At 67.6% G+C, this 25,337-nt stretch carries 21 protein-coding genes and 1 pseudogene; 16 read left to right on the top strand and 6 right to left on the bottom strand.

Features of this window, described 5'->3' with window-relative positions; all coding sequences use genetic code 11:
* The first annotated feature begins 171 nt into the window (after window positions 1-171).
* Window positions 172-1,479 (top strand): MFS transporter, encoded by a 1,308-nt coding sequence (locus tag ACO2RJ_RS19580; protein ID WP_423269858.1) that lies wholly within the window; start codon window positions 172-174, stop codon window positions 1,477-1,479.
* Between the two features lie 166 nt (window positions 1,480-1,645).
* On the opposite strand, the gene ACO2RJ_RS19575 is transcribed toward ACO2RJ_RS19580, so the two are convergent.
* Complete coding sequence (locus ACO2RJ_RS19575) at window positions 1,646-2,551, bottom strand: amidohydrolase family protein (RefSeq protein ID WP_423269857.1); 906 nt, start codon at window positions 2,549-2,551, stop codon at window positions 1,646-1,648.
* Window positions 2,552-2,876: 325 nt separating this feature from the next.
* Between ACO2RJ_RS19575 and ACO2RJ_RS19570 the strand changes: the two genes are divergently transcribed.
* The gene (locus ACO2RJ_RS19570) at window positions 2,877-3,635 is read left to right on the top strand and encodes a hypothetical protein (RefSeq protein WP_423269856.1); all 759 of its coding nucleotides are present in this window, start codon (window positions 2,877-2,879) and stop codon (window positions 3,633-3,635) included.
* A 47-nt stretch (window positions 3,636-3,682) separates the two neighbouring features.
* Here the strand turns inward: ACO2RJ_RS19570 and ACO2RJ_RS19565 are convergent, their stop codons facing one another.
* Window positions 3,683-4,687 carry a LysR family transcriptional regulator gene (locus ACO2RJ_RS19565; protein ID WP_423269855.1) on the bottom strand — a complete coding sequence of 335 codons (1,005 nt, stop codon included), beginning with the start codon at window positions 4,685-4,687 and terminating at the stop codon, window positions 3,683-3,685.
* A 233-nt stretch (window positions 4,688-4,920) separates the two neighbouring features.
* Between ACO2RJ_RS19565 and ACO2RJ_RS19560 the strand changes: the two genes are divergently transcribed.
* Window positions 4,921-5,676 carry a sulfite exporter TauE/SafE family protein gene (locus ACO2RJ_RS19560; protein ID WP_423269854.1) on the top strand — a complete coding sequence of 252 codons (756 nt, stop codon included), beginning with the start codon at window positions 4,921-4,923 and terminating at the stop codon, window positions 5,674-5,676.
* Between the two features lie 45 nt (window positions 5,677-5,721).
* Here the strand turns inward: ACO2RJ_RS19560 and ACO2RJ_RS19555 are convergent, their stop codons facing one another.
* The 4 genes from ACO2RJ_RS19555 to ACO2RJ_RS19540 form a co-directional block, all read right to left on the bottom strand.
* Window positions 5,722-6,831, bottom strand: coding sequence for a 2Fe-2S iron-sulfur cluster-binding protein (locus ACO2RJ_RS19555; protein WP_423269853.1), 1,110 nt, complete (start codon window positions 6,829-6,831; stop codon window positions 5,722-5,724).
* Window positions 6,809-7,180: a Rieske 2Fe-2S domain-containing protein gene (locus tag ACO2RJ_RS19550; protein WP_423269852.1), complete on the bottom strand. Its 372-nt coding sequence runs from the start codon at window positions 7,178-7,180 to the stop codon at window positions 6,809-6,811. Before ACO2RJ_RS19550 ends, ACO2RJ_RS19555 begins: the two co-directional genes overlap by 23 nt.
* A 112-nt stretch (window positions 7,181-7,292) precedes the next feature.
* The gene (locus ACO2RJ_RS19545) at window positions 7,293-7,838 is read right to left on the bottom strand and encodes a nuclear transport factor 2 family protein (RefSeq protein ID WP_423269851.1); all 546 of its coding nucleotides are present in this window, start codon (window positions 7,836-7,838) and stop codon (window positions 7,293-7,295) included.
* 111 nt (window positions 7,839-7,949) lie between these two features.
* A complete protein-coding gene (locus ACO2RJ_RS19540) occupies window positions 7,950-9,194 on the bottom strand; it encodes an aromatic ring-hydroxylating oxygenase subunit alpha (RefSeq protein ID WP_423269850.1) in 1,245 nt (414 codons plus the stop codon).
* A 440-nt stretch (window positions 9,195-9,634) separates the two neighbouring features.
* Here ACO2RJ_RS19540 and ACO2RJ_RS19535 point away from each other — a divergent pair, with 440 nt between their 5' ends.
* From ACO2RJ_RS19535 to ACO2RJ_RS19475, 13 genes and pseudogenes are all read left to right on the top strand, one after another.
* Entirely contained in the window at window positions 9,635-10,771 is a 1,137-nt protein-coding gene (locus ACO2RJ_RS19535; RefSeq protein WP_423269849.1) for a nitrate ABC transporter substrate-binding protein, read from the top strand.
* Window positions 10,772-10,846: 75 nt separating this feature from the next.
* The gene (locus tag ACO2RJ_RS19530; protein WP_423269848.1) at window positions 10,847-11,749 is read left to right on the top strand and encodes an ABC transporter permease; all 903 of its coding nucleotides are present in this window, start codon (window positions 10,847-10,849) and stop codon (window positions 11,747-11,749) included.
* A 10-nt stretch (window positions 11,750-11,759) separates the two neighbouring features.
* Window positions 11,760-12,617: an ABC transporter ATP-binding protein gene (locus tag ACO2RJ_RS19525; protein WP_423269847.1), complete on the top strand. Its 858-nt coding sequence runs from the start codon at window positions 11,760-11,762 to the stop codon at window positions 12,615-12,617.
* A gap of 55 nt (window positions 12,618-12,672) precedes the next feature.
* Window positions 12,673-13,542, top strand: coding sequence for an ABC transporter permease (locus ACO2RJ_RS19520; protein WP_423269846.1), 870 nt, complete (start codon window positions 12,673-12,675; stop codon window positions 13,540-13,542).
* Window positions 13,543-13,595: 53 nt separating this feature from the next.
* Window positions 13,596-14,474 (top strand): ABC transporter ATP-binding protein, encoded by an 879-nt coding sequence (locus ACO2RJ_RS19515; RefSeq protein ID WP_423269845.1) that lies wholly within the window; start codon window positions 13,596-13,598, stop codon window positions 14,472-14,474.
* A 25-nt stretch (window positions 14,475-14,499) separates the two neighbouring features.
* Window positions 14,500-14,706, top strand: coding sequence for a hypothetical protein (locus ACO2RJ_RS19510; RefSeq protein ID WP_423269844.1), 207 nt, complete (start codon window positions 14,500-14,502; stop codon window positions 14,704-14,706).
* 29 nt (window positions 14,707-14,735) lie between these two features.
* Window positions 14,736-15,455: an ABC transporter ATP-binding protein gene (locus ACO2RJ_RS19505; RefSeq protein ID WP_423269843.1), complete on the top strand. Its 720-nt coding sequence runs from the start codon at window positions 14,736-14,738 to the stop codon at window positions 15,453-15,455.
* On the top strand, window positions 15,452-18,037 hold the full coding sequence (locus tag ACO2RJ_RS19500; RefSeq protein WP_423269842.1) for a Gldg family protein: 2,586 nt from the start codon (window positions 15,452-15,454) through the stop codon (window positions 18,035-18,037). Before ACO2RJ_RS19505 ends, ACO2RJ_RS19500 begins: the two co-directional genes overlap by 4 nt.
* 370 nt (window positions 18,038-18,407) lie before the next feature.
* Window positions 18,408-21,419, top strand: coding sequence for a molybdopterin oxidoreductase family protein (locus tag ACO2RJ_RS19495; protein ID WP_423269841.1), 3,012 nt, complete (start codon window positions 18,408-18,410; stop codon window positions 21,417-21,419).
* Window positions 21,416-22,183: a 4Fe-4S dicluster domain-containing protein gene (locus tag ACO2RJ_RS19490; protein WP_423269840.1), complete on the top strand. Its 768-nt coding sequence runs from the start codon at window positions 21,416-21,418 to the stop codon at window positions 22,181-22,183. Before ACO2RJ_RS19495 ends, ACO2RJ_RS19490 begins: the two co-directional genes overlap by 4 nt.
* 13 nt (window positions 22,184-22,196) lie before the next feature.
* Complete coding sequence (locus tag ACO2RJ_RS19485) at window positions 22,197-23,144, top strand: dimethyl sulfoxide reductase anchor subunit family protein (protein ID WP_423269839.1); 948 nt, start codon at window positions 22,197-22,199, stop codon at window positions 23,142-23,144.
* Window positions 23,141-25,006, top strand: a complete 1,866-nt coding sequence (locus ACO2RJ_RS19480; protein ID WP_423269838.1) for a SulP family inorganic anion transporter — start codon at window positions 23,141-23,143, stop codon at window positions 25,004-25,006. The genes ACO2RJ_RS19485 and ACO2RJ_RS19480 overlap by 4 nt, the downstream gene beginning before the upstream one ends.
* A gap of 82 nt (window positions 25,007-25,088) precedes the next feature.
* Window positions 25,089-25,337 (top strand): annotated as a pseudogene (locus ACO2RJ_RS19475) (hypothetical protein); the annotation flags it as partial.

The raw sequence follows: 25,337 nt of genomic DNA, 5'->3' as shown, positions 1-25,337 counted from the left end.
GTATGTAATCAATTGAATGGTTCTCCGGGACCATGCGGGCGAAGGTTTCGCGCGCAGCACGGTTATCGCGGCAGTAACAATACAACAACATAGCGAACCACGTTAGACATTACACTGACAGTTCGTGCCGCTCGGCTGCGCTCCAGAAGAATATATGGAGGAACCTAGCGCATGTCGGTCAACATCAGCGCCGTCGGACTGGAGCGGCGCGAATCTCAAGACATCATGGCCGGACGACGTCCGGACGACGACCCGGTCATCACCCCGGCGGCTCGCAACACCATAACTTTGGCTGCGACGCTCGGCTATCTGTTCGACGCCTACGCCATCAACATCTACGGCATGACGCTGGCGATGATCGCGCTGGAGTTCAACGCCAGCCTGCAGACGATGGGCGTGATCGGCTCGATCTTCATCGCCGGATACATGCTCGGGAGTTGCGTCTTCGGAATGCTCGGAGACCGCTTCGGCCGCAGAAAGACGCTGGGCTTCTCCATCTTCGCTTATGGCAGCGTGACGGCGCTTACAGGCTTCGCTACGTCGCCCGCGCAGTTCGCGATCGGCCGCTTCTTCACCGGCGTGGGCGGAGGCGGCGAACTGACGGTCGGCGTGCCCTATGTCATCGAGGCGTGGGACACGAAGCGCAGGGGCCTCGGCGCAGGACTGATGTTCGCCGGCTACGCGCTGGGCGTGGTCTACGCCGCGCTCGTCTCGGCGCTGGTGCTCGAGACCTTCGGCTGGCGGGCGATGTATTTTCTCGCGGTGCTGCCGGCGATCGTCATCCTGTTCGTTCGCATGCAGCTCGAGGAGAGCCCGGCCTATGTCGCGATGCAGACCCGGCTCGCCCAGACCAAGGAGGAGCGGCCGTCCTTCTGGGCGGCTCTGAAGCACAGCGCGACGCTGCGACGGCATCTGCTGCTGGGCACGCTGATCTACGTGTCGCTCGCCTGCATCTATTACGCCGAGACGGTGTTCGTGGTGCAGTTGATGGTGACCGTGCACAAGCTGACCAACGCCAGCGCGGTCGTCACGCTCGGGCTGTTCAACGTGGCGATGTTCGCCTTCTCGATCGCCGGCGGCATGCTCTCCGACCGGATCGGCCGCAGGACGGCGGGCGCGCTGACGATCGTCGCTCTCGCCGCGGCGCTGTGGGTGATGTTCTCCACAAGCTCCGTGCCGCTGTTCATCCTGTTCGGCTGCATCGCCTTCGCCGGGATCGGCGGCTCGTGGGCGATCGGCATGGTCTATGTCGCGGAGCTGTTCCCAGCTGAGATCCGTGGCTCCGGATACGGCTGGTCGGTCGCGCTCGGACGCCTGCCCTCGATCTTCGTGCCGGTGGCCGTGGCCTGGATCGCGGGCGTGGCGCCCGGCGGCATGAGCGACGCGATGAAATACTCCTGCGTCGTTCTGGTGTGCGCCTTCGTCGCCTATCTGATCGGACCGGAGACCGTCGTGCGGCGTGAGCGTCGTAAGGCCTGAGGGCATCGGCGCAGCCGAAGCACGTCGAACTAGCGGGGCCCGGCATGCCGGGCCCCTTTTTATGCCGGGTAGGATCGGACTAATGAACGGGCGGGCGCAAAAAAAGCGGCCGGCGCGAGGGAGCGCCGACCGTCAGACGACTGCGTAAGTTTTGAAGTGAACGTTCTCAGGCGGCCGCCTTTTTGCGGTCCTTGACGGCGAGGCCGAGGCCGCCGAACAGGCGGTCGGCGTTCTTGTAGGTCGCCTTCTCGTAGGACTCGCGCGACAGCCCAAGCAGCTTGAAGTCCTCGACGCCCTGCTTCATCGGCCGGAACGGGTAGGAACTGCCGAACAGGAACTGGTCGGCCATGAAGCCGTTGGCGGCCTCGACATAGCCGGCGCCGCCCGGGCAGAAGGTGTACATGTCCGGCGAGACGAAGACGTTCTCGTTACGGAACGCCACCGTCACGATCTCGCGGACATTCGGATAGAAGCCGTGGCAGCAGACGATCGGCAGCTTCGGGAAGGTCTTCGCGACGTTGTCGACCGCGTAAGGGTCGTTGAGGCGAAGGTCGGGCGTCGTGGGTCCTGACATCACGAAGGCCGGCACGCCGAGCTGTTCGCACACCTCGTAGAGCGGCATTAGCCGGTAGTCGTCGGCGCGCATCGGCGTGCCGTAGAAGCCGGCGTCGAGATTGAGGCCGCGCATGCCGAGCGTCTTGATGGCCCGCCGCGCTTCGGCGACCGCCGCCTCGCGGCCGAGCTCGATCGGGTCGACGGAGGCGATCGCGACCAGCCGCTTCTTGCCCTCCGCCGCGACGGCCGCGAGGTCGTCATTCGACACGCGGACCCCCGGCACGCTGCGCGCGACCATGACGGCGACGCTGATGCCGGCGTCGTCCATCTCGGCGACGACGCCCTTCGGGTCCTTCGCGCGGGTGAAGTGCTCGACGTCGCGCGAACCGACGCGCTTGTTCAGCCACTTCACGACTTCGAACTGAGGGGTGTTCGGCTGGGCGCCGAAGAACGCGTGAAGGAACGCAGGACGGTTCCTCATGTCGACGACCGGAGTCGTCGGATAAGCCTCGGACATGTGTTTCGCTCCACTTTGGATCGTTGGGTCGGCTTCTTGTGCGGCGGGCCGGAGCGCGGACGCCGGATTGGTCCCGGAACGCCGAGAGGTCGGAGGCCGTGGGCCGATACGCCTCAATATCCATGGCATCCGAGCCTCAAGGCCATTCGATTGTCTGCATCGTTTGATAGGACGCGATTATCACTTCGCGCCGTGCCGGCCGCGGAGCGGACGATGCCGAGGGCAATGGCGCGATAGGCCGAAACTAATTTACTCCCGCAACCAGCGGCTTCACCCTTCGGCCCGAAGCCGGCGCCCGAGAGCCGGCCACGACAGGGAGGGCGGGATGACGCCGTTTCAATGGAGCCGGGGCGAAGGCCTCGATCCGGCGCGGTTCGCGGAGGCCCGCAAGCAGCTGCTGAGCGCAGCCCAATGGCTGGCGCGGATCGAACGGAGCTACGGGTCGCCGGCGGCCGCGGGCGACCTCTCGCTCAGGTGGAGCGACGACCGCAACGTCATCGCCACTCACCGCTTCGCCGACGACATCGGGGTCGAACTCCAGATCGACGACCTGATCATGCAATTCACCGAGCGCGGCCAGCCGTCCGATCACGAGATCGACGTGGAGGAGCGCTCGCCGGCGCATGTCGAGGCGTGGATCCTGATCGAGCTGCTGCATCGCGGCGTCGACCGCGACCGCTTCTCCAAGGAGTTGCCCTACGACACTTCGGCGCTGATGAGCGGCGACGGCGTCGAATTCTCGCCGGGCGAGTACGAGGGCGAGCTCAGGGCGCTCGCCGGTTGGTTCCAAGACGCCGTGTCGGCGATCCGGAACGCCGCGCAGGGCGACGAGGGCGCGACCGTGCGGATTTCGCCGCGAGACCTGCGCGTCGAGCTGACCTCCCGCGGCCGCGCGCTGGGCTTCTCGCCAGGCGACGCCGAAACGCCGGAGCCGTTCTTCTACGTCGCCCGCGCGGAGGACCCGGCCGGCGGCGCCCGGACGACGCCGCAGGCTGTGCTCAAGGCCTCGGACATCCCTTCGAACGGAGCGGCCGAGGCGGTCGCCGCCTTTCTCGCCACGGACGACACGCCGACGCGCCACTGAGCGCGGTCGTCATGTCCGCTCGCGGCCCCCGAAGCCTGCGTCCGAGGTCAGGCCGAGGCGGCGACCGTGCGATAGGCCGGAATCCGCTGCTCCGGCTCCGCCGGCGCGGACTCCGCAGCCAGCGGACGCGCGACGTCGCTGAGCCGCGCGTCGAGGCCGCCGAGCTTGTTCATCTTCTTGACCGCTGCGACGAGGGTCGCCGCCATCGGCGTCATGATCTCGCCTTCCGCCCAGAACAGGCAGACGTCCTGGCTGACGATCGGCTCCACCAGCCGCAACGCGCGAGTCCCGCGGTGCAGCCCCGGCATGATCGTGAAGTGCGAGGGGATGATCGTGCAGAGATCGGCGAACTGGACCTGGAACATCAAATGCAGGATCGATTCGGATTCGACCTTCGCGATCGGGACGGCGCCGACGTCCTCGAACACGCGGTCCACGAAACGCCGCTCGTGCAGGCCCGGCCTCAGCATCGCGAGCGGAAGCTCCGCGGCCTCCTTCCAGGTGATCTCCGTGCGCCCCCTGAAGGCGTCGGTGTCGGGAACGAGCAGGCTGAGATTTTCGGTGTAGATCTTCAGGGTGTTGCGCCGGCCGAGCTCGGCGCGGTCGAAATAGGTCAGCGCGACGTCGAGCGAGAAATTGTTCAATCCCGTCTTCATCGCGTCGTTGCCGATGAACTGCACGTCCATCGCCACGTTCGGATGCTGCTCGCGCACCATCTGCAGCAGCAGCGGCAGCACCGGCGACATCGAGGGCATCGCGCCCATGCGCAGCCGGCCATGCAGATTCTTCTGCATCGCCGAGACTTCGTCGCGCATCGCCTCGCAATTGGCGATGACGTTGCGCGCCCATTTGGCGACGCGGTCGCCCTCCGGCGTCAGGCCGCAGAACCGCTGACCGCGGCCGCGCAGGAAGATCGGCACGCCGATCTCGAGCTCGAGCTGCTTGATTCCGCAGGAGAGGCTCGGTTGCGTCACATTGCATTTCTGGGCCGCGCGTCCGAAGTGACCTTCCTCCACGACCGCGACCAAATAGTTGAACTGGCGAAGAAACATTGCGCACTCCCTCCCAGGAGTTTCCGCGCGAAGACATCTCGACACGCGGTCGGCCGTAATCGGCTCTTTGAAATTAGTTTAGTTGAACGATCGGAATCCACAAGTCGATTGATCGTGCCTATGATCGAAATCATCGATCAAACTGATCGATTTCGTGACTTCAAACACGCGGCGCCGGTTTCATCTTCCGGTTGCATGAGCGTTCGGCGCCGCGGCGCTGGGCCCGCCCGGCCGTGAGCGCGCTCGCTTTCGCGATCGGCGCGATCGGGCTGCTCGCCGGCGTCATGATCGGCTGCGTCGGCGTCGGCGGCGTGATCGTGGTGCCCGCCCTGGTCTACGGAATCGGCATGCCGATCCAGGACGCGATCGCCTCGGCGATGATGGGCTACATCCTGACCGGCGCCATCGGCACCTTCGTGTATGCGCGCGCCGGATCGATCCGCTGGAAGCTGGCGGGCTGGCTCGCCGTCGGCGCCGCGCCCGGCGCGCTGCTCGGCGCCTGGGCGAGCAACGGCGTCGACCCGAGGCTCCTGGAGTTCGCCGTCGGCGCGCTCTCCCTCGCCTCGGGCCTGAACAGCGTCTTCGGCCGACGCCGCGGCGGGGAGGATGGTCGCACGCTGGCGCCGGCGGAGCTCGTCGCGGTCGGCGCCGTGACCGGCGTCCTCTCGGCGCTTACGGGAACGGGAGGCCCGCTGGTTCTGGTGCCGATCCTGCTCTGGCTCAAGCTGCCGACGCTCGCCGCCGTCGGCCTCAGCCAGGCCGCCCAGATCCCGATCGCGCTGCTCGCGACGGTCGGCAATTTCGCCTATGGCGACCCCGACGTCAGCATGGGCCTCGCGCTCGGGCTCGGGCTCGCGGCCGGAACCTGGGGCGGCGCCAAGATCGCCCACGCCTTGCCGCGGCGGACCCTCGAACGCGTCGCCGCGGTCGTGCTGCTGCTGGTGGGCGCGCTGGTCCTGGCGCGGCTCGGCTATCGCCAAATTGTCTGAGGCGCAGTCGTCTGGACTGCCGCCGGCTCCGCGGGGGCGGCCCGCTCAGCCGAACTTGTCGTAGCGGATCGACGACGGGCTCAGCCCGCCTTGCGCGATCAGCGTGCGCAGCGCGCCGTCGACCATCGGCGGCGGACCCGCGACATAGGCCATCACGTCCTCGTAACGGCCGACCATCGCCTGACCCGCGACCTCGTGCACGAAGCCCGTGGCGAGCTTCACGTCGGGATGGTCGGGATGGCGCGCGTCGCTCCCGACATCCTCGTTGGAGATGGCGAGCGTCACCTCGAGATTGCCGTGGCCGTCGCGCAGGCTGCGGGCGAACTGTTCGAGGTAGAATCCGTCTGCGAGCGTCCGCACGCCGAAGAACACGTAGCCCTTGCGGTCGCGGAAATAGTCGTGGGCGGCGGCGCGCGCGAGGATCGACATCATGCCCGCGATGCCGGAGCCGCCGGCGATCATGAGCAGATTCCGGTTCTCCTCGGGATGGAAGGTCGCGCGCCCGAGCGGCCCGAACAGCTTGATCCGGGCCCCTTCGGCCGCGCCGCCGTCGAACAGCCAGTCGCCGAATCCGCCGCCGGGCTTCCGCTTGACGACGAGTTCGATGCGATCCGCGCCGGGCCCGTAGTTCACCATCGAATAGGCCCGGGCGCCTTCGAGGCCGGGCGCTTCAACCACGACGAACTGGCCGGCGTCGAAATCCATCGGCTCAGACAGCGCGACCTCAAAGCGGGTGACGTCCGGGGTGAGCCGCCGGACGTTCTCGACGATTCCGGTCCGATGGGCGGGGATCTGGTGGCGGACGGGCTTCTGCGCGACCTCCGAAGGCACGCGCAGCACGCAGTCGCCGAGCGCGCGCGCCTGACACATCAGGACGTCGCCCTTGTCGCGCTTGAGCTTCGCGGCCCCCGGCGCGGCGTCCCAGCAGATCTCGACCTCGCCGCTCATGACGCGCGCGCGGCAGGTGCCGCAGGTGCCGGTGGCGCATTCGTGCGGCAGCGTCAGGCCGCTTCGAAGGCCGGCGTAGAGCAGCGTTTCTCCGGGATCGGACGCGAAATTGAACGCGCCCGACTTGGTCTCCACGGTCACCACGCCGGGCTTCGGCGTCGCGGACAGTTCGGGCGGGAGCGCGTCAGCTCTTGCTAAAGAAGTCATCGTCCATATCGTCTTCGTCTTCGAAGTCGTAGGTCAGCTCCTGGTCGATCTGAGCCAGAACCTTGCCGCCTTCTTCTTTCGTTTCGTAGGTCTTGAGCGGCTTTTCGGTTTCCCCGAGCAGCTCGAGCGACGCGAGATTCCAAGCCCAGAGATGCTTGGTGCAGGTCAGCACGCAGTTGGCGATCACGCCGGACTCCTCCAGCGGCTCCTCCATATGCGGACAGATCGGCGGGAGCGCCCGAAAGCCGGAGCCATAGTTCGCGACGACGATCTGCACCCCCGCAGCCTTCACCAGCTTCAGCGAGTTGGGCGCGACGTCAGCGGCGTCGCAGAGATAGGTCCAGCCCATTTCGTCCCCTTTGCTCTTCTTGTTGGGGGTGCGGACGTCGGCCGTGGGCGAACGGCCGACGTCCGCCGAGGTTCATGGCCGCGGCCCGGAGGGACTGCGACCCGAACCGCGCTCAGATCGGCCAGTGCGACCCCTTGTCGAGCCGCCTGTTCTCGAGCCTGGTCTCGCGGCTGAGAAACAGCGCGCGACCCTGCTCGATCCGGAACGTGTCGTAGTACTTGCCGACGAGGAACAGCCGGCTCTCGCCGGAGTCGATGTGCGAATTCGTCCCGTCGAGCATGTGTTGATAGACGACGAAGGCGCTGACAGCCTTCGCGGTCGCGCCGTCGTCGGACACGTCGACGGTGTAGACCGAGGTGTGGCGCGTCAGCGGCGAGTGGTCGGTGTTGTGCTTCGGCAGCAGCCGGATAAGGCTCTCCATGTCCTTCCGCGACGCGTGCAGATAGGTCATGTCGTAATTGATCTCGGGGCTCCACGACTTGATGTCGTAGTTGAAGTCGGCGTGGCACAGCGCCAGCCAGTCGTCCCACTTCTGGGCGTCGAGCAGGATCGTCGCGCGATAGATCGTGTCGCGCACGGCGTCCGCCGCCTCGCGCGCGATGGCGGGATCGACGCCGCCGCTCAAGGGCGGCGAGGCGACCTCGGTCTCAATGTGCATCACTCGTCTCCAGGGGCGTCTGAGGCCCTGTCGCGACCGCGCGCCGGGCCTTCTCGTGATTTTCGGAGGCGCGGGCGGGGACGTCCCCCACCCGCGCCGACCGTCATTCGATCACTCGGCGGCGAGCGCCGGGGCCGCGTAAGGCGCGTCGGGGTTGCTCGGCAGCCGGTTCATCCACTTGCCCCACTCCGCGTAGTAGTGGCGCATGCCGTTCTCGTCGTGGATCGTCTGGTTCTCCTGGCGGCCATGCAGGATGCGCCGCGACTCGGAGCCAGGCCGCATCGTCGTCCCCTGCCCCTGCACGCCGATCAGATCCTCGTGAAGGTTGCGGCCGAAAGGGCCCCAGATCGAGTTGTGGTGGTTGATCCGGGTCTGGCGCTCCTCGGGCGTGTCGCTCTTCAGCCCGAGCCCGCGGAACTCGATCATCAGCTTGTCCGGCCCGAGCGGCGTGACCACGTCGCAGCGCAGCGCCGAGCCCCGCAGGTTGAAGTTCATGCCCGGGAACAGGTCGATCATGTACCACTGGTTCGGCGGCAGATGCGGGAAGGACAGGCCCGCCCGGCTCTGGAAGCCCTCGTAGTTGTCGTAGTTCACCTCGAAGGTGCCCACCACGATATGGCCGTTGTCGAAGGACTCGTTCTTGCGAGCGAAGTAAGCGTCGTTAAATCCGGTCACGCGATTGTGGTAATGCATGAAGTCATGATAGAATTCACAGTTCGTATCATGCCAAAGCTTGTAGTTCGTGTCGACGATGGCCTTGTGATAGTGGAACACTTCCATCGGCTCGGCTTCAAGCGTCTTGCGGAGGCACTTGAACGGCTCGCCAGCCCAGTCTTCCAGAGACATCGGGTTGTCGTTGAGGTTGACCCACACGAAACCGCCGAACTTCACCTCGCAGCGCAGGCGGCGCAGGCCGACATTCTCCTTCGGGAGACGGTCCTGATAGCCCTCCTTCTCGCGGCTGATGTAGACGCAGTTGCCCTTCATATCGAACTGCCAGGCGTGGAACATGCACGTCATGCGCTTCGGGTTGCCGGAGGGCTGGCCCTCGAAGAAGCTGCCTGACGGCCGGCGCTCGATCAGCATGCCGCGATGCGGGCACACGTTCAGGAACGCCCGCACCTCGTTGTCCGGCCCCCGCGTCACGATGATCGGCTCGTTCGCGATGCTGGTCGTGCGGAAGTCATACGCCTTCGGCAGCTCGGACTCATGGCAGACCGGGATCCAGGCGTTCTTGAAGATCTTCTCGAGCTCCTCGTCGAAGATCGCCTGATCGGTGTAGACGCGGCTGTCGATCCACTCGCCCTTTTCGAGGGCCGGGTCGGCCATCCATTGCTTGTGGTTCCTGGCTGGCATCGTGCGTTTCCTCTGGTCCCTGACTCATTTGGCGGAGTAGCCCTTGGGGCTTGTTCGACGCCGGAGGCGCCCCGCTCTCAAAAGTGAGCCTGGACGATTGCCTCGCCGCTTCGATTGGCCAAATGAAACGTTCTTATAAGTTGATAGGCAGCGGCTTCCCTTTTGCGGCCGTTCGCGCGCCGGGTGGGGCGCGTGGAGGCCAGGAAGCCATGCCTCATAAATAGTCACGCCTCATTGTCCGGCCCGGACGATAGGATGCTGCTATCAACCCATTCGAAGGAACAATTTTACAGCGACGCCTTTGCAGCGTGCCATTCGTCCGGGCGCCGCGCTCAAAGCGTCGCCCCAAAACGATGAAGTCCGACCCGTCGACCGTGATCCGCTTCGCCAGAGAAAGCGGACGCTCCCGACAAGGTGTCGTCGAGTTCCTGGGAGGGAACATGGCCCGCAGAACAGCACTGGCGATGCTCGCCGCAGCGCTTGCCGCAGCGACCGCGATTCCCACCGCGTCCATGGCGGAAGTCAACTTCGGCAAGCCCGGCGAGAAGGTCGACCTCGTCGTCGGCTATCAGCCCTATTACACGGCGTCCTGGTCCGGCGTGGTCAACAACGGCAAGGGCTTCTGGAAGAAGCGCCTCCCGGAGGGCTCGACGGCGCAGTTCCAGATCGGGCTGCAGGGCGCGGTCATCGTCAACGCGATGACCGGCGAGAAGCAGCATATCGGCTACGCCGGCGACATGCCCTCGATCGCCGCGACCTTCCGCAATCTGAAGGACCGCGGCGGCACCGACATCCGCATCGTGGCGGCGATCGGCACGTCCGAGCAGCAGTGCAACATCTTCCTCGTCCGGAACGACGCTCCGGACTTCGCGAACGGCCAGGAGGCCGTGAAGTGGATGGCCGGCAAGCAGACGTCCGCGCCGCAGGGCGCCTGCGCCGACCGCTTCGCCCGAGAGGCCTTTGATCAACTGGGCGTGAAGCCGGCCTCCTATCTGAACCAGAACGTCGAGGTCATCACGACGAATTTCCGGGCCGGCAAGCTCGACGCCGCCGCCGCCTGGGAGCCGACCGCGAGCAAGATCGAGATGACCGGCATCGCGAAGCGCGTCGCAACGGGGCGCGACTTCCAGGCCACCGACGGCGCCTTCCTTCTGATGCTGGGCGACCTCATGAAACAGCGGCCGGACGTTGTGCGCGGCTGGCTCGAGGCCGAGCTCGATTCCGAGCTCTTCATGGCGGACATGAAGAACGCCGACGAGGTCGCGCGCCTCGCCGAAGCCCAGACCGAGCGGATGGACCGCAAGATTCTCTGGACCGCCCTCTATGGCGCGACCAACCAGAAGGACGTCGGCTCCACGAAGCTGCAGTTCGATTTCGTGATCACCGAGCGCGTCCAGAAGCTGCTCGACGACGCGACCGCCTTCCTGAACACGCTTCCGGCGAAGCCGGCGGCCGAACCGAAGATCCGCCAGGGCGGCGTCGACGATTCGATCGCGAAGGAGGTGCTCGCCGCGCGCGGCCTGACGAGCCCGGTCGGCGTGATCAAGGCCCAGCCGGTCGCCGAGTTCAAGGACTGACGGCGGCCCGCGGGGCGGCTTCGGCCGCCCCGCCGACGCACGACGACTTTCGAGAGATTCCAGAGGAATTCACCTATGAGCGTACTCGCGGATGACGCCTTCGCACGGGAGCGCCCCACGAAGGCGGCGCGGCGACAGCCCACAGGGCTCGCCCTGGTAAAGCACCGGTTTTCAAGAGGGCTGGCCTCGCCGACGCCTTATCTGATGGTGCTTGGGATCGGCCTCTGGGTCTTTCTCTACTGGCTGCTGTGCGAAGGGCTCGAGCTTCCGCGGTTCGAGAAGATCCCCGGGCCGGTCACCATTCTAAGCGACTGGCTGTCGGCGGACCCGAAGCAAGGCACGTCGATCTACACTCCGGAATACTATCAGCACATCTGGGTGAGTTGCCGGCGCATCGCGATCGCCTTCTTCCTCGCGACCCTGCTCGGCGTGCCGCTCGGCCTGCTGATGGGCTGGTCGAAGACCATCAAGGACTACACCTTCCCGGTCCTCGAGACGCTGCGTCCGATCCCGATCATGGCGTGGGTGCCCCTCGCGATCCTGATGTTCTCGGGCTACGAGACGCCCGTCATCTTCCTTGCGACGCTCGCCTCGTTCTTCGCCACCACGCTGAACACGATGCTCGGCGTGCAGTCGATCGACGAATCCTACTTCCGCGCCGCCGGCTGCCTCGGCTCGCGCAAGCGCGACGTGTTCCGCCACGTGGTGGTGCCGGGCGCGATGCCCTTCATCTTCACGGGGCTGCAAATCAGCATCGGCGTCGCCTGGTTCTCGCTTGTCGCGGCCGAGATGGTCTCCGGCGACTTCGGGCTCGGCTACCTGATCCTGTCCTCCTACGTGAACAGCGTCACGGTGCCGATGGTGATCGGCATGCTGACCCTCGGCTTCGTCGGCTGGTTCTCCTCCGCGCTCGTCCGCTGGGTCGGCGACCGGCTGATGTCCTGGCACGTCAAAGCCCTCGCGATGCAGGGCCGGTGAGGAGATGACCATGCGATCCGATCCTCTCACGGGCGGCCGGTCCGCCGCGCGCGGCGCCATCAGCATCCGCAACGTCACCAAGGTCTACGACCCGGACGGGGCCCAGGTGATGGCGGTCGACGACTGCTCCATGGAGATCGCGCCCGGCGAAGTCTGCATGATCGTCGGCCCCTCGGGCTGCGGGAAGACCACCCTGCTCAACGCCATCGCAGGTTTCCACTCGATCACCCATGGCGAGATCCTGCTCGACGGCGTGACCCTCTGCGGCCCAAAGAAGCCGCTCGCCGACCAGGGCTCGGACCGCATCGTCGTGTTCCAGAACGGCGCTTTGTTCCCCTGGAAGACGCTCGCGGAGAACGTCGCCTATGGCCCGATGGTGCAGGGCCGCTGGAGCAAGGCGGAATGCATCGAGCGGGCGCGGACGGCGCTGAAGGAGGCGGGTCTCAACGGGGTGGCCGACAAGTACCCCGGCGAGGTCTCCTCCGGCATGGCCCGGCGCGCCGAGATCGTCCGGGCGCTGATCAACGAGCCGAAGGTTTTGCTGCTCGACGAGCCGTATCGCGCGATGGACGCGCTGACGAAGTCCATCATGCACGAAGCTCTGCTCGAGATGTACGACCGCACGAAGGTGACGATCTACTTCATCACCCACGATCTGGAGGAGGCGATCTTCCTCGGCGATCGGGTCTACGTGATGACGACCCGGCCTTGCCAGGTGAAGAAGATCATCGACGTTAAGCTTCCGCGGCCGCGGGATTACACGATCCTGACGTCCGAGCCGTTCCGCCTGCTGGTCGAAGAGGCCAACGAGGCGGTCCACGAAGAAGCGATCAAGGCCTTCCAGGCCGGCGAACGCGAGATGGCGTGAGCCGCGGCTGAACCGCCGCCGCGCCGCCCGGAAAACACCCCGAGGACCTGACGACATGACCGCCGCTACGACCCTCGATCCCTCCATGGCCCCGACGCCGAAGGCGCTGAAGCGCCGTTCGAAGTTCGAGCGCGCGGTGTCCAGCCCCAAATTCTGGCGCGGGCTCGCCGGCCTGCTGGTCTTCCTCCTGATCTGGGAGATCGGCTCCTACGCCAAGAGCGGGCTCGGGATCGATATCCCGTTCTTCGGCAAACTGCCGGCCCCGACCGCGGTCGCGGCCGCGGCCGCGGAGGTCGTCGTGCAGTCCGGCTACTGGATGAGCTGGATCGAAAGCTTCAAGCGCGTCATCGGCGGCTTCATCATCGCCATGATCATCGGCATCCCCTTCGGCCTCGCGCTGGCGGTGAACAAGTACTTCCGCGACGTGTTCTTCCCGCCCTTCGAGGTCCTGCGCCCGATTCCGCCGCTCGCCTGGGTTCCGGCGTCGCTGATCTTCTGGCCGACGAATGAGATGTCGATCATCTTCGTCACCTTCCTCGGAGCGTTCTTCACGATCGTGATCAACGTGCTGGGCGGCGCCCGGACGATCGACGTTCGCTACCTGCGCGCCGCGCAGTCGATGGGCGCCAGCCAGTGGCACCTGTTCTCGCGCATCATCCTGCCGGGCACGCTGCCCTCGATCTTCACCGGCGCCGCGGTCGGCATGGGCATCACCTGGAACGTGGTGCTCGCGGCCGAGATGGTGTCGGGGGGCGGCTCGCAGGCCGGCGGCGGCTTGGGCTTCTTCATCTGGAGCTCGTACATGGGCGGCTCGATGGAGCAGATCATCGTCGGCATGATCTCGATCGGGATCGCCGGCTATCTCTCGAGCGCCGCGATCCGCGTCCTCGGCGAGAAGTTCATGCCGTGGCGGCGGGCCTTCTGACCGGCCGAAGCGCCTGTCCTCTCCCGCGTCCGCAGCCTTCAGGAGCATATGAGATGTCCGCCATCGCCGACCACGCCGCGAATGACACGGCTCCCGCCGGGATCCCCAAGAGCCGGGTCGAACTGAAGAACGTCAGCCGCGGCTTCGGCGAGGAGTGGGACCGCGAGGAGGTCGTCAAGAACCTGACCTTCGAGATCAAGCCGGGCGACCTGACCTGCATCGTCGGCCCCTCGGGCTGCGGCAAGTCGACGATCGTCAATCTCGTCGCCGGCTACGACACGCCCGAATCCGGCGAGATCCTGCTCAACGGCAAGCGCGTCAGCGGCCCCGGCAAGGACCGAATGGTCGTGTTCCAGGAGACGGCGTTGATGCCGTGGCAGACGACCTATGAGAACGTCGTCTTCGGCCCCCTGCTGCGCCATGAAGGCTCGCGCTCCGAGATCGACAAGGAGGCGCGCCGGCTGCTCGACAAGGTCGGGCTCGGCGACTTCAAGAACAAATATCCCTCGCAGCTCTCCGGCGGCATGCAGCGCCGCGCGGAGCTCGCGCGCGCGCTGATCAACCGGCCTCTGCTGCTCATCATGGACGAGCCGTTCCGCGGCCTCGACGCCATGTCGCGGCCGCTGATGCAGGAGTTCTTCCTGCGGCTGTTCGAAGAGAACCGCCGGACCAACCTGTTCGTCACCTCCGAGATCGAGGAGGCGATCTTCCTCGCCGACCGGCTGATCGTGCTGTCGAACCGGCCGGCGCAGGTGCGCGCGATCATCGAGATCCCTCTGCCGAGGCCACGCCAGTTCCACATGATGAGCTCGCCGGAAGTGTTCGAGATCAAGAAGCACGCGCTCGAGATCCTGCATGAAGAGGCCATGAAGAGCTTCGGCGGCGGATTCCACGCAGGCCCTGGCGACGGGCGGCCGCACGCCACAGCGTGACGACGTCCGTGAACCCGGGGCCGGCATGAGCGTGATCGACCTCCTCGTCGCACGGGAGACGATCGTCGCGACCGCGATCGCGGGCGCGCTGCTCGCGACCGCCGGCAGCCTGCGGACCGCCCACGGCCGGATTGGGCCAATTCCCTCGACGGCGCTGACGAAGGCCGGCTACGCGCTGACCGGCGCGAGCGTTCTGCTGCTGATCGTGGCAGGGTTCCTCTCCGGCCGCTGAGCGGCGCGGACCGGTCAGGGACGAAGGGCGTGAGGGTGCTGGTCGAGGCGGAACATCTCGTGAAGCGCTTCGGATCGACCGAAGCGGTCTCCGACGTCTCGTTCACGGCCGAGGCCGGCGCCATCGTGGGGCTGCTCGGCGCGAACGGCGCGGGCAAGTCGACGACCATGCGCATGCTGGTCGGCTATCTCGCCCCGGACGCCGGCGCCGCTCGGATCGCCGGTCGGTCGACGGCGGACAGCCCGCGCGCCGCCCGCGCCGCCATCGGCTATCTGCCGGAGCAGCCGACCGGCTTTCCCGATCTCACCATCCGCGAGTTCCTGACCTTCGCCGCCGAAGCGCGCGGGCTGCGGGGCGCCGCGCGCCGGGTTGGGGTCGAGCGCGCGGTGGACGCGGGCGATCTCGCCGACGCGTTCGACGCGACGCTGGGGTCGCTGTCGCAAGGGTGGCGACAGCGCGCATGGATCGGGCAGGCCTTCCTGCACGACCCGCCTGTCATGGTGCTCGACGAGCCGACGACCGCCCTCGATCCCGGCCAGAAGCGCCGCCTGCGCGCCCGTCTCCGCGAGGCGGCGGCGGGCAAGGCCATCCTGGTCTCGACCCATATTCTGGAGGAGGCCGAGACGCTCTGTGACCGGGCGGTGGTGTTCCGCGCCGGCCGCATCGTGGCCGACGGACCGGTCGCGGCGATGCTCGACGCGCGCGGACGCCTGCAGCCCGCCTATGAAGCCCTGGCGAGCTTCGGATGAGCGCGACGGCGCCGGCTGCTCCCCTGGCGCCGCCCTCATGGCCGCGCGCCGTCCTCGCGGTGTTCCGCCACCAGCTGAGGCTGCTCATCCACTCCCGGCTGACGCTCGCCTTCCAGCTCGCCTTTCTGATCGCCCTGCCGGTCGCGGTCTTCCTCGTCGGCGACTTCTTCGCCGCCGACAGCGCGTCGCTCGACCTCATGCTCGGCTTCCTGCCCTGGGTCGCGCTGGTCTTCGTGCCGGCGCTCGCGATGAAGACCTTCGTCGGACGCGCGCTCGACCGCGAGCGCGAATTTCTCATGACGCTGCCGCTGCCGCCGGGCGCCGTCGCGCTGGGCGCCTGGCTCGCGGGCGCCGTCGTCCTGCTCGCGACGCTCGCCTTCACCGCCCCCTTCGCGGCGACGGTCGCCTGGCTCGGCGAGCCGGATTACGGCGCGATGGCCGCGGGCTATCTCGGCGCAGCCTGCCTGCTGCTGTCCTTCTACGCCGTCGGCCTGTTCGCCTCGGCGGTCGCGGCGAGCGAGATCGGGGCCTTCGTGGTCGCCGTCGCGCTTCTGTTCCTGCTGCTGCTGTTCGGATGGGACGGCGTCGGCCGGCTCGCGCCCGGCGGCCTCGCGGCCGGCCCGCTGCAGGTCGCGGCGTTCGTCTCCCCGAAGTTCTGGATGGAGCGGATCGCGACCGGGGACGTCGAACTGAAGGCCGTCGCCTATTTCGCGCTTCTGTCGGCCCTTGCGCTCGCCGGCGCCGGCTGGGGGCTCGCCTCTCGGGCGGCGCCCGGACCGCGGCGCTCGCTCGGCTTCGCGGCCGCCGGCGTCGTGGCCGCGGCGCTCGCGGCCGGCCTGGTCGCGGTGATCCCCTCGCGACTCGCGCTCGACTTGACCGACCAGCGCGTCTTCACGCTGTCGCCGGGCACGCAGCAGATCGTGCGATCGGCGCCGGAAGGATCGCGCATAGAGCTCTACTGGAGCGCGAGCGGAGCGGACATCCCGTCAGCGATCCGGGCCTATGCCGACCGCGTGGCCGATCTCCTGAAGCTCGCGGCCGAGCGCTCCGGCGGGCGGCTGAGCTTTTCGGCGCAGGATCCGGAGCCGGACAGCGCCGTCGAGCGCCAAGCGCTGGCGGCGGGCGTCCAGCGCACGCCGCTGAGCTCCGGCGACGCCTTCATCCTCGGCGCGGCCTTTGTCTCCGGCGAGCGGCGCACGTCGATCGCCTATTTCGACCAGCGCCGCGAAGGCCTGCTCGAATACGACGTCGCGACGGCGCTCGCCGGCCTCGCCCGCACGCGCGTCCCCCGGATCGGCGTGGTCTCCCCGCTGCTGGCGCCCGGCGACCGGACCGCGACGGACACGGGTTTCAACGCGATCGGCGAGCTCCGGCGGGCCTACGACGTCGCGATCATCCCCGCCTTCGCCGACACGCTGCCCGAGGGGCTCGATGCGCTCGTCGTCATCGGCGCGACCTTCCTGAAACGCGAGATGCTTTACGCGATCGACCAGGCGGTGATGCGCGGCATGGGGCTGATCGTGATGATCGACCCCCGGCTGCGGCTGAGCCCTGCGAGCGACCGCGCCACCCCGCAACCGTCGACGGAGGTCGACGACATCTCCGATCTGCTTCTGGCCTATGGCGTCCGCTACCGGGGCGACGGCGTCGTCGGCGACGCCGGCCTCGCGACCCCCGTCGCGGACGCGACCGAAAAGACCGTGGTCTTCCCGTTCTGGATGCGTTTCGCGCGCGGGAACGTCTCGGCGTCGCACGCCGTGACCGCCGGGCTCGGCGACCTGATGTTCGTCGAGCCCGGCGCGTTCGACGTAGCGCCCGGCGCCGCGCTGGTCTCGACCACCGACGCCGCCGGCGCCCTAGCCCCCGCGGAGATGGCGAAGACGCCGGCGACGCTGGCCGCGGCGTTCCGGCCAGGCGGCGGCCGTCGCGTGGTGGCGGCGGAGGTCGACGGCCCATTCCGCAGCGCCTATCCCGCGGCGCCGGACGGCTCACCTGGCCGCTACGTCCGCGAGAGCGGGACGCCTGCCGCCGTCTTCGCGATCGCCGACGTCGACTGGATCCTCGATCCCTTCGCCTATGAGCCCGCGGGCGAGCCCGGCGCCGTCCGCAAGGCCCGCAACGACAATGTCGCGCTGTTTCTCAACATGGCCGAACGGGCGACGGGCGGCGGCGGCTTGATCGCCATCCGATCGCGCGGGCAGGCGCGGCGGCCATTGACCCGGATCGCGGCCCTCGCGCGGGATCTGTCGCAAGAGGACAAGGACGCGCGCGGCGCGGCGATGGCCCGAGTCGCGGAGGTCGAGCGGCGGATCGCCCAATTGCCCGCCGCGGCCGGCGTGTCGGGCGTCGCGGACCTGCCGGCGGACGTCCAAGCTCGCGTCATGGAGCTTCGGGCGGCGCTCGCGCCCGACCGCAAGATCCTGCGGGCGTTTCAGGCTCGCGACCGCGCCGCGCTCGAGACGCTGCGCGCCCGCACGATCGCGGTCAACCTGGCCGCGGGACCCGCTTTGGCGCTGGGTTTCGCCGGTCTTGTCGCGGTGGCCCGGCGGCGGCGACAGCGGCGGGCGGCGCCGGCGCTTTGACTGGCCCTTCTCATGGATTGGGACTGTTTATTTCCAACACGCCGGAGGGGCGCGTCTAATAGCGGCCTTGACCGACTTCCTCCCGCGCGCCGCCCGCCGGCAAGTCTCGCCCGCCAACCGCATCCGCATAGATCTGGCTTTCATTTGAATGCCAGGCCGGATCAATAAACCTACTCTGCAGACTTCATTCTCAATTTCAATATCGTCGCGCGACATTTACTTCATATTCAGACGTTCGATTGGTTCAATCGATTTTTCTTGTTGATAAAAACATCGTTTCGGAATGCGAATGAGTCTAATGTGACGATCGTGACTTCATTCGACTGATCTGCGTCGCCGCCTGTCGCGGCCTGGGATGTTCGGACCCGATATGACTTTGATAGCCGACGCTTTGGGGCATGCTGGCCGACTGTTCCGGCGGTCGACCCATGCCGAGCCGCGGGCGGCGGCGCGCCCGCATGGGCGACGTGATTTTCTTGAAGGGCTCGCAGGGCCGGCCGAGATCGTCGACACCCAGCCGACCGTCGGCGACGAGGTGAAATACACCACCTGCTACATGTGCGCCTGCCGATGCGGGATCAAAGTCCATCTCAAGGACGGCCGCATCCGCTACATCGAGGGCAACAGGGACCATCCGGTCAACAAGGGCGTGCTCTGCGGCAAGGGCTCCGCCGGCATCATGCAGCAATATTCGCCGGCGAAGCTGCGCAAGCCGCTGCTCCGGACCGGCGAGCGCGGCTCCGGCGAGTTCAAGGAGATCGAGTGGGACGAGGCGCTCGGCCTCGCGACCAAGTGGCTCGGCGACATCCGCAAGTCCGATCCGCGCAAGCTCGCGCTGTTCACCGGCCGCGACCAGAGCCAATCCCTCACCGGTTGGTGGGCGATGCAGTTCGGCACGCCGAACTTCGCGGCCCATGGCGGCTTCTGCTCGGTCAACATGGCGGCGGCCGGGCTCTATTCGATCGGCGGCGCGTTCTGGGAGTTCGGCGAGCCGGACTGGGATCATGCCCGCTACTTCGTGATGTTCGGCGTGGCCGAAGACCACGACTCGAACCCGATCAAGATCGGTCTGTCGAAGCTCAAGGCGAACGGCGCGAAGTTCGTTTCGGTCAATCCGATCAAGACCGGCTATTCCGCGGTCGCGGACGAATGGGTCGGGCTCAGGCCCGGCACCGACGGCCTGTTCGTTTTCGCCCTGATCCAGGCTCTGCTCGAGGCCGACGCGGTCGATTTCGACTTCCTCGCGAAATACACCAACGCGACCTGGCTCGTCGTGCAAAACCCCGGCGGGGCCGATCACGGGCTGTTCGCGCGCGACGAGGCCGGCGTGCCCCTCGCCTGGGACGTGAAGGCGGCAGGCCCGGTCGCGTCGAACCGCGCCGACATCTCGCCCGCCGTGGTCGGGACCTACGAGCTGCCGGACGGCCGCCGCGCGGTTCCCTCGTTCCAGCTGCTGGCGGAGCGCTATCTCGACCCGCAATATGCGCCGGAGGCAGTCGCGGAGCGCTGCGGCCTGCCGGCGGAGCGCATCCGCCGCATCGCCGCCGAGATCGCGGACGTCGCCTTCAAGCATCCGCTCGTGATCGAGCAGCCCTGGACGGATTGGGCCGGCCGCCGCCACGAGACCATGGTCGGCCGTCCCGTCGCCTTCCACGCGATGCGCGGCATCTCGGCCCATTCCAACGGCTTCCACACCTGCCGCGCCATTCATGTGCTGCAGATGCTGCTGGGCGCGATCGATACGCCGGGCTCGTGGCGCTACAAGGCGCCCTACCCGAAGCCGCTGCCCGGCGGTCCGCGGCCGGCGGGACGCACGACCGCCCCGAACACCCCGCTCGACGGCATGCCGCTCGGCTTCACCATGGGGCCGGACGATCTGCTGGTGGAGGCGGACGGAACGCCGAAGCGTCTCGACAAGGCCTATTCCTGGGAGGCTCCGGTCGCCGCCCACGGCATGATGCACATGGCGATCCACAACGCCTGGGCGGGCGATCCCTACCCGATCGACGTGCTCTTCATGTACATGGCCAATATGGCCTGGAACTCGTCGATGAACACGGCGGGAACCATGAAGATGCTGACCGACAAGCACGCGGACGGCACCTACAAGATCCCGAAGATCATCTATTCCGACGCCTACGCCTCGGAAATGGTCTCCTACGCCGACCTCATCCTGCCGGACACGACCTATCTGGAACGCTGGGACTGCATCTCGCTGCTCGACCGGCCGATCGGCAGCGCGCACGGACCGGCCGACGCCATCCGCCGCCCGATCCTGAAGCCCGACCGCGACGTGCGCCCGTTCCAGGACGTGATGATCGACCTCGGCGCGCGGCTCGGCCTGCCGGGCCTGACGAACGCCGACGGAACGCCGAAATATCCCGGCGGCTACCCCGACTACATCGTCAATCACGAGCGCAAGCCCGGCATCGGCCCGCTCGCCGGCTTCCGCGGCGAGGACGGGACCACGTCCGGCAAGGGCGCGCCGAACAAATCGCAGCTCGACGCTTACGTCGCGAACAAGAGCTTCTGGCGCATGGAGCTTCCGCACGACCAGCTCTACTTCAAGCACGCGAATAAGGGCTATCTCGAGAATGCGGTCAAGCTTGGCATGATCGACAAGGCCGACCAGATCGTTCTTCATCTCTACTGCGAGCCGCTGCAGAAGTTCCGCCTCGCCGCCGAAGGCCATGGCGCGATCCAGCCGCCGGAGCGCGACCGCGAGCGGGTGAGGACCTATTTCGATCCCCTGCCGATCTGGTATCCGCCGCTCGAAGAACAGATGATCGCGCTCGACGACTATCCGCTGTCGGCGCTCACCCAGCGGCCGATGGCGATGTACCATTCCTGGCACTCGCAGAACACGTGGCTTCGGCAGATCTTCTCGAAGAACTTCCTCTACATGAACCGCGAAACCGCCGAGAAGCACGGCCTCGCGAACGGCGATTTCGCCTGGGTCATCAGCCATCATTCGCGCATCAAATGCCCGGTGCGCACCATGGAGGGCGTGAACCCGGACACGGTGTGGACCTGGAATGCGATCGGCAAGCGCAAAGGCGCCTGGAACCTGCCGAAGGACGCCCCTGAAGGCACGGAAGGCTTCCTGCTCAACCACACGATCTCCGAACTGCTGCCCGAGACCAATGGCTACCGGTACTCGAACTCCGATCCGGTGACGGGCCAGGCCGCCTGGTATGACCTCCGGGTCCGGATCGAGAAGGCGGGCGCCGACGAGCAGACCAACGCGCCGAACTTCCCCGCGCTCGCGAAGCCGCCGCGCATGCCCGAGCGGCCGGACGTGCTGCGCTTCGAGGCGGGCGGCCGCGACAAGCCGTGGGACAAGCGACCGGCGACGACGCCTGGCCGGAGGACCGCGCCATGACCTGCCTGCCCGCGCCGATCGCCGGCGCCAAGAAGCTCGGCCTCGTCATCGACCTCGACACCTGCGTCGGCTGTCACGCCTGCGCGGTGAATTGCAAGGAGTGGAACGCAAGCGGCCATTCCGGGCCGCTCACGGACTATCAGGACAAGCCCGACGGCGTCTGGTTCAACCGCGTCCACACCTATGAGGCGGGCGAAGGCGAGACCTCGCGCACCGTGCATTTCCCGCGCTCCTGCCTGCATTGCGAGGAGCCGGCCTGCGTCACCGTCTGTCCGACCGGCGCCTCCTACAAGCGCGCCGAGGACGGCATCGTGCTCGTCAACGCCGACACCTGCATCGGCTGCAAGCTGTGCTCCTGGGCATGTCCCTACGGCGCCCGCGAGTTCGACGAAGACGACGGCGTGATGAAGAAATGCACGCTCTGCGTCGACAAGATCTACAACGAGAACCTGCCCGAAGAGGACCGCGTGCCGGCCTGCGTCGCGACCTGCCCGGCGAGCGCCCGCCATTTCGGCGACCTCGGCGACCCGACCTCCGACGTCTCGATCCTGGTCGCCGAGCGCGGCGGCTACGACCTGATGCCGGAGATGGGCTACAAGCCGGTCAACAAATATCTGCCGCCGCGGCCGAAGAAGACGGGCGGCTCGTGCGGCTCGTCCGAGACGATCTCGCTGGTCGACCTCGCCGCCAAGTCGGCCGCGACGTCCTCCGAGGCGACGGGTTCGGCCTTCCTGCGGTGGGCCGACCGCATCCTCTCCCGCTGACGGATCCGGGCCCATGCATCCCGCCTTTTCCGTCATCGTCTTCACCACCGCGTCCGGCGCCGGCTACGGGCTACTGATCGCCTTCGCGCTGCTGACGCTGCTCGCGCCCGGCGCGATCGAGCGGCCGTTCGCGCTGACGACGCTGATTCTGGCGCTCGCGATCGTCACGGCCGGCCTCGCCTCCTCGACCCTCCATCTCGGCCGGCCCGAGCGGGCGTGGCGGGCGCTGTCGCAATGGCGGAGCTCGTGGCTCTCGCGCGAGGGCGTGCTCGCCATCGTCGCCTACGTGCCCGCAGGCCTGCTCGTCCTCGCCTGGATGATCTCGCCCGAGCCCGGCGCGGCGGCGGGGCTGTTCGCCCTGCTGACGATTCCGGCGGCGCTGTCGACGACCTACTGCACGGCGATGATCTACGCCTCGCTGAAGACCGTGCACCAGTGGCACAACCGGTTCGTCGTGCCGAATTACTACGCGCTCAGCTTCTTCTGCGGCGCGCTGCTTCTGTCGGCCCTGCTTCATCTGTTCGGGCGCGGCCTCGCCGCGGTCGACGTGGCGGCGCTGCTGGCCGGCGGCGCCGCGCTCGCGCTGAAGCTCGCTTATTGGCGCTTCATCGACGGCAGTCCGGCCGAGAGCACGGCCGAGAGCGCCACCGGCCTCGGCGCCTTCGGAACGGTCCGTCTGTTCGAGGCGCCCCATACGGAAGACAACTATCTCATGCGCGAGATGGGCTTCGCGATCGCGCGCAAACACGCGGCGAAGCTCCGCGCGCTCACGCTGGCGGCTCTCTTCGGCCTCCCGCTTCTGCTGGTGCTGATCGGTCTGCTCGCCGGCGGAACCCCCGCTGCGGCGTTCGCGACGCTCGCCGTGATCTCGGCCGGGGCCGGCGTGCTCGCCGAGCGCTGGCTGTTCTTCGCCGAGGCGAAGCACACGGTCATGCTGTTCTACGGGGCGCGAGCGGCATGACCGACCGGCCGCATCCGTCCGGGCCTGCGCCGGGTCTTGGCGGGCGCCTCGCGGATGTCGGCCGCGCGCTCAAGCCGGAGTGGCTCTCCGCCGTCAACGCTAAGACCTTCAAGGCCGACGCCACAGCCGGCCTGACCAGCGCGACGGTGGTGTTGCCGCAGGCGGTCGCGTTCGCGGCCATCGCGGGTCTGCCGCCGCAATACGGATTCTACACGGCGATCGTCGTGCCGATCGTCGCCGGGCTGTTCGGCTCGTCCTGGGTGATGGTCTCCGGCCCCACGCTCGTCGTCTCCGCCCTGATGGCGAGCACGCTGACGCCGCACGCGCAGCCTTTCACGCCCGAATTCATCGCTCAGGCGATCTGCCTGACGCTGTTCGTCGGCCTGCTGCAATGCGCCTTCGGCGCGCTCAGGCTCGGCCGGTTCGTCAACTTCATCTCGCATTCGGTGATGATCGGCTTCACCGCCGCCGCCGCGTTGCTGATCTCGGTCAGCCAGCTGAAGGACGCGCTTGGCGTCTCGACCGAGCGCGGCCACAGCATCATCGAACAGATCGCGAACCTCGCCGGCGCCCTCGGCCAGACGAACCTGACGGCCGTTTCGATCGCGGCGGCGACGCTGGTCTGCCTGGTCGCGGTCCGCAGCGTCGCGCCCAAACTGCCCGCTTTCGTCATCGCGCTCGGGGTCGGAAGCCTTCTCGGCGTCGCGCTTGGCGCGGAGCGGCTCGGCGTGCGCATGGTCGGCGCGCTGCCTTCGATCACCCCCGAGCTCGCGCTCCCAACCGTGTCCTTCGCCTATGTCCAGGCGCTCGCCGAAGGCGGCTTCGCGATCGCGCTGCTGGGACTCGTCGAGGCGATCTCGATCGGACGGGCGTTCGGGCTGAAGCAGAACCGGCCGTTCGACGCCAACCGCGAGATCGTGGCCCAGGGGCTGTCCAACGTCGTCGGCAGCTTCTTCCAGTGCTACGCGGCGTCGGGCTCCTTCACCCGCAGCGGGGTGAACTACGAGGCGGGCGCGGCGACGCCGCTGTCGGCGATCCTGTCCTCGGCCTTCCTCGTCGCGATCCTGCTGGTCGTCGCGCCGTTGTTCGGCCAGGTGCCGATCCCGGCGGTCGCGGCCGTCATTCTCTACGTCGCCTTCCGCCTCGTCGACGTCGGCGCGATCCGCCACATCCTGGCGACCAGCCGCACTGAGACCACGATCACGGCGGTGACCTTCTTCGCCGGCCTGCTGGTCAGCCTCGAATTCGCGGTCTATGGCGGTGTCATCGTCTCGCTGATGATCTTCCTGTCGCGGACCGCGAAGCCCACGCTCTCGATCACGGCGCCGGACAACCAGCAGACGCACCGGCCGTTCCGGAATGCGGAGATGTACAGCCTGCCGGAATGCCCGCAGGCGGCCTTCGCCCGGCTCGAAGGTCCGCTTTACTTCGGCTCCGTCGACTATCTCGAGCGCGAGCTGAACCGCATCCAGCGGCAGCGCCCGCATCAGAAGCGGCTCGGCCTCGTCCTGCGCGGCACAGGCGACGTCGACCTTCCCGGCGCCGAGCTCATCATCGCGGAGACCAAGCGGCGGCGCGCCATGGGCGGCGACCTCTACGTGATCGCGCGCTTTTCGCCGCTCGTGCGGACGCTCGACCGGTTCCACGTGATCGAGGTGCTGGGCAAGGACAACCTCCTTCCGTCGAAAGCCGAGGCCATCGCGCGCATCGTGCCGGACCTCGATCCCGCGATCTGCCGGACCTGCCGCTCCCGGATCTTCCGGGAATGCCCGCCGCCGGAAGCGACGACGCCCCCCTCGCCCGCCGCCGGCCTCGCGTCCGCGGCGCCCGCCATCGGCGCCGCGCAGATCGCGGCGACCTGATCGAAAGGAGGTCGAGACCCAGCGAACGCGTGTCGACGTGCAGACGACCGGCGAATGAACGCCGGCGCAGGGAGGATACGACATGGGTAAGGGACTGGGCGTGGGCGCGCCGATGGACGCGCCTGCGATCGACCGCAAAGCTGCTCGGGGCGACGACTGCCCCTGCCGCGAGGGCATGAAGCCCCAGGTCGGACTGGGCCGCAGAGACCTTCTGCTTTCGGCGGCTACGGCGCTTGGCGCGAGCGCGCTTGTTTCGGGTTCGGCGCGGGCGGCGCCGGCGGGCGCGCCGCCCGGGGCGGTGCTCTATGAGGTTCCGGACGATCCGACGAAG

It is taken from the genome of Hansschlegelia sp. KR7-227 (assembly GCF_049446035.1).
In the GTDB taxonomy this organism is placed as follows: Bacteria; Pseudomonadota; Alphaproteobacteria; order Rhizobiales; family Methylopilaceae; genus Methylopila.
Note: the sequence above shows the minus strand (reverse complement) of the source record. Positions and strands in the feature narration are given on the sequence as shown.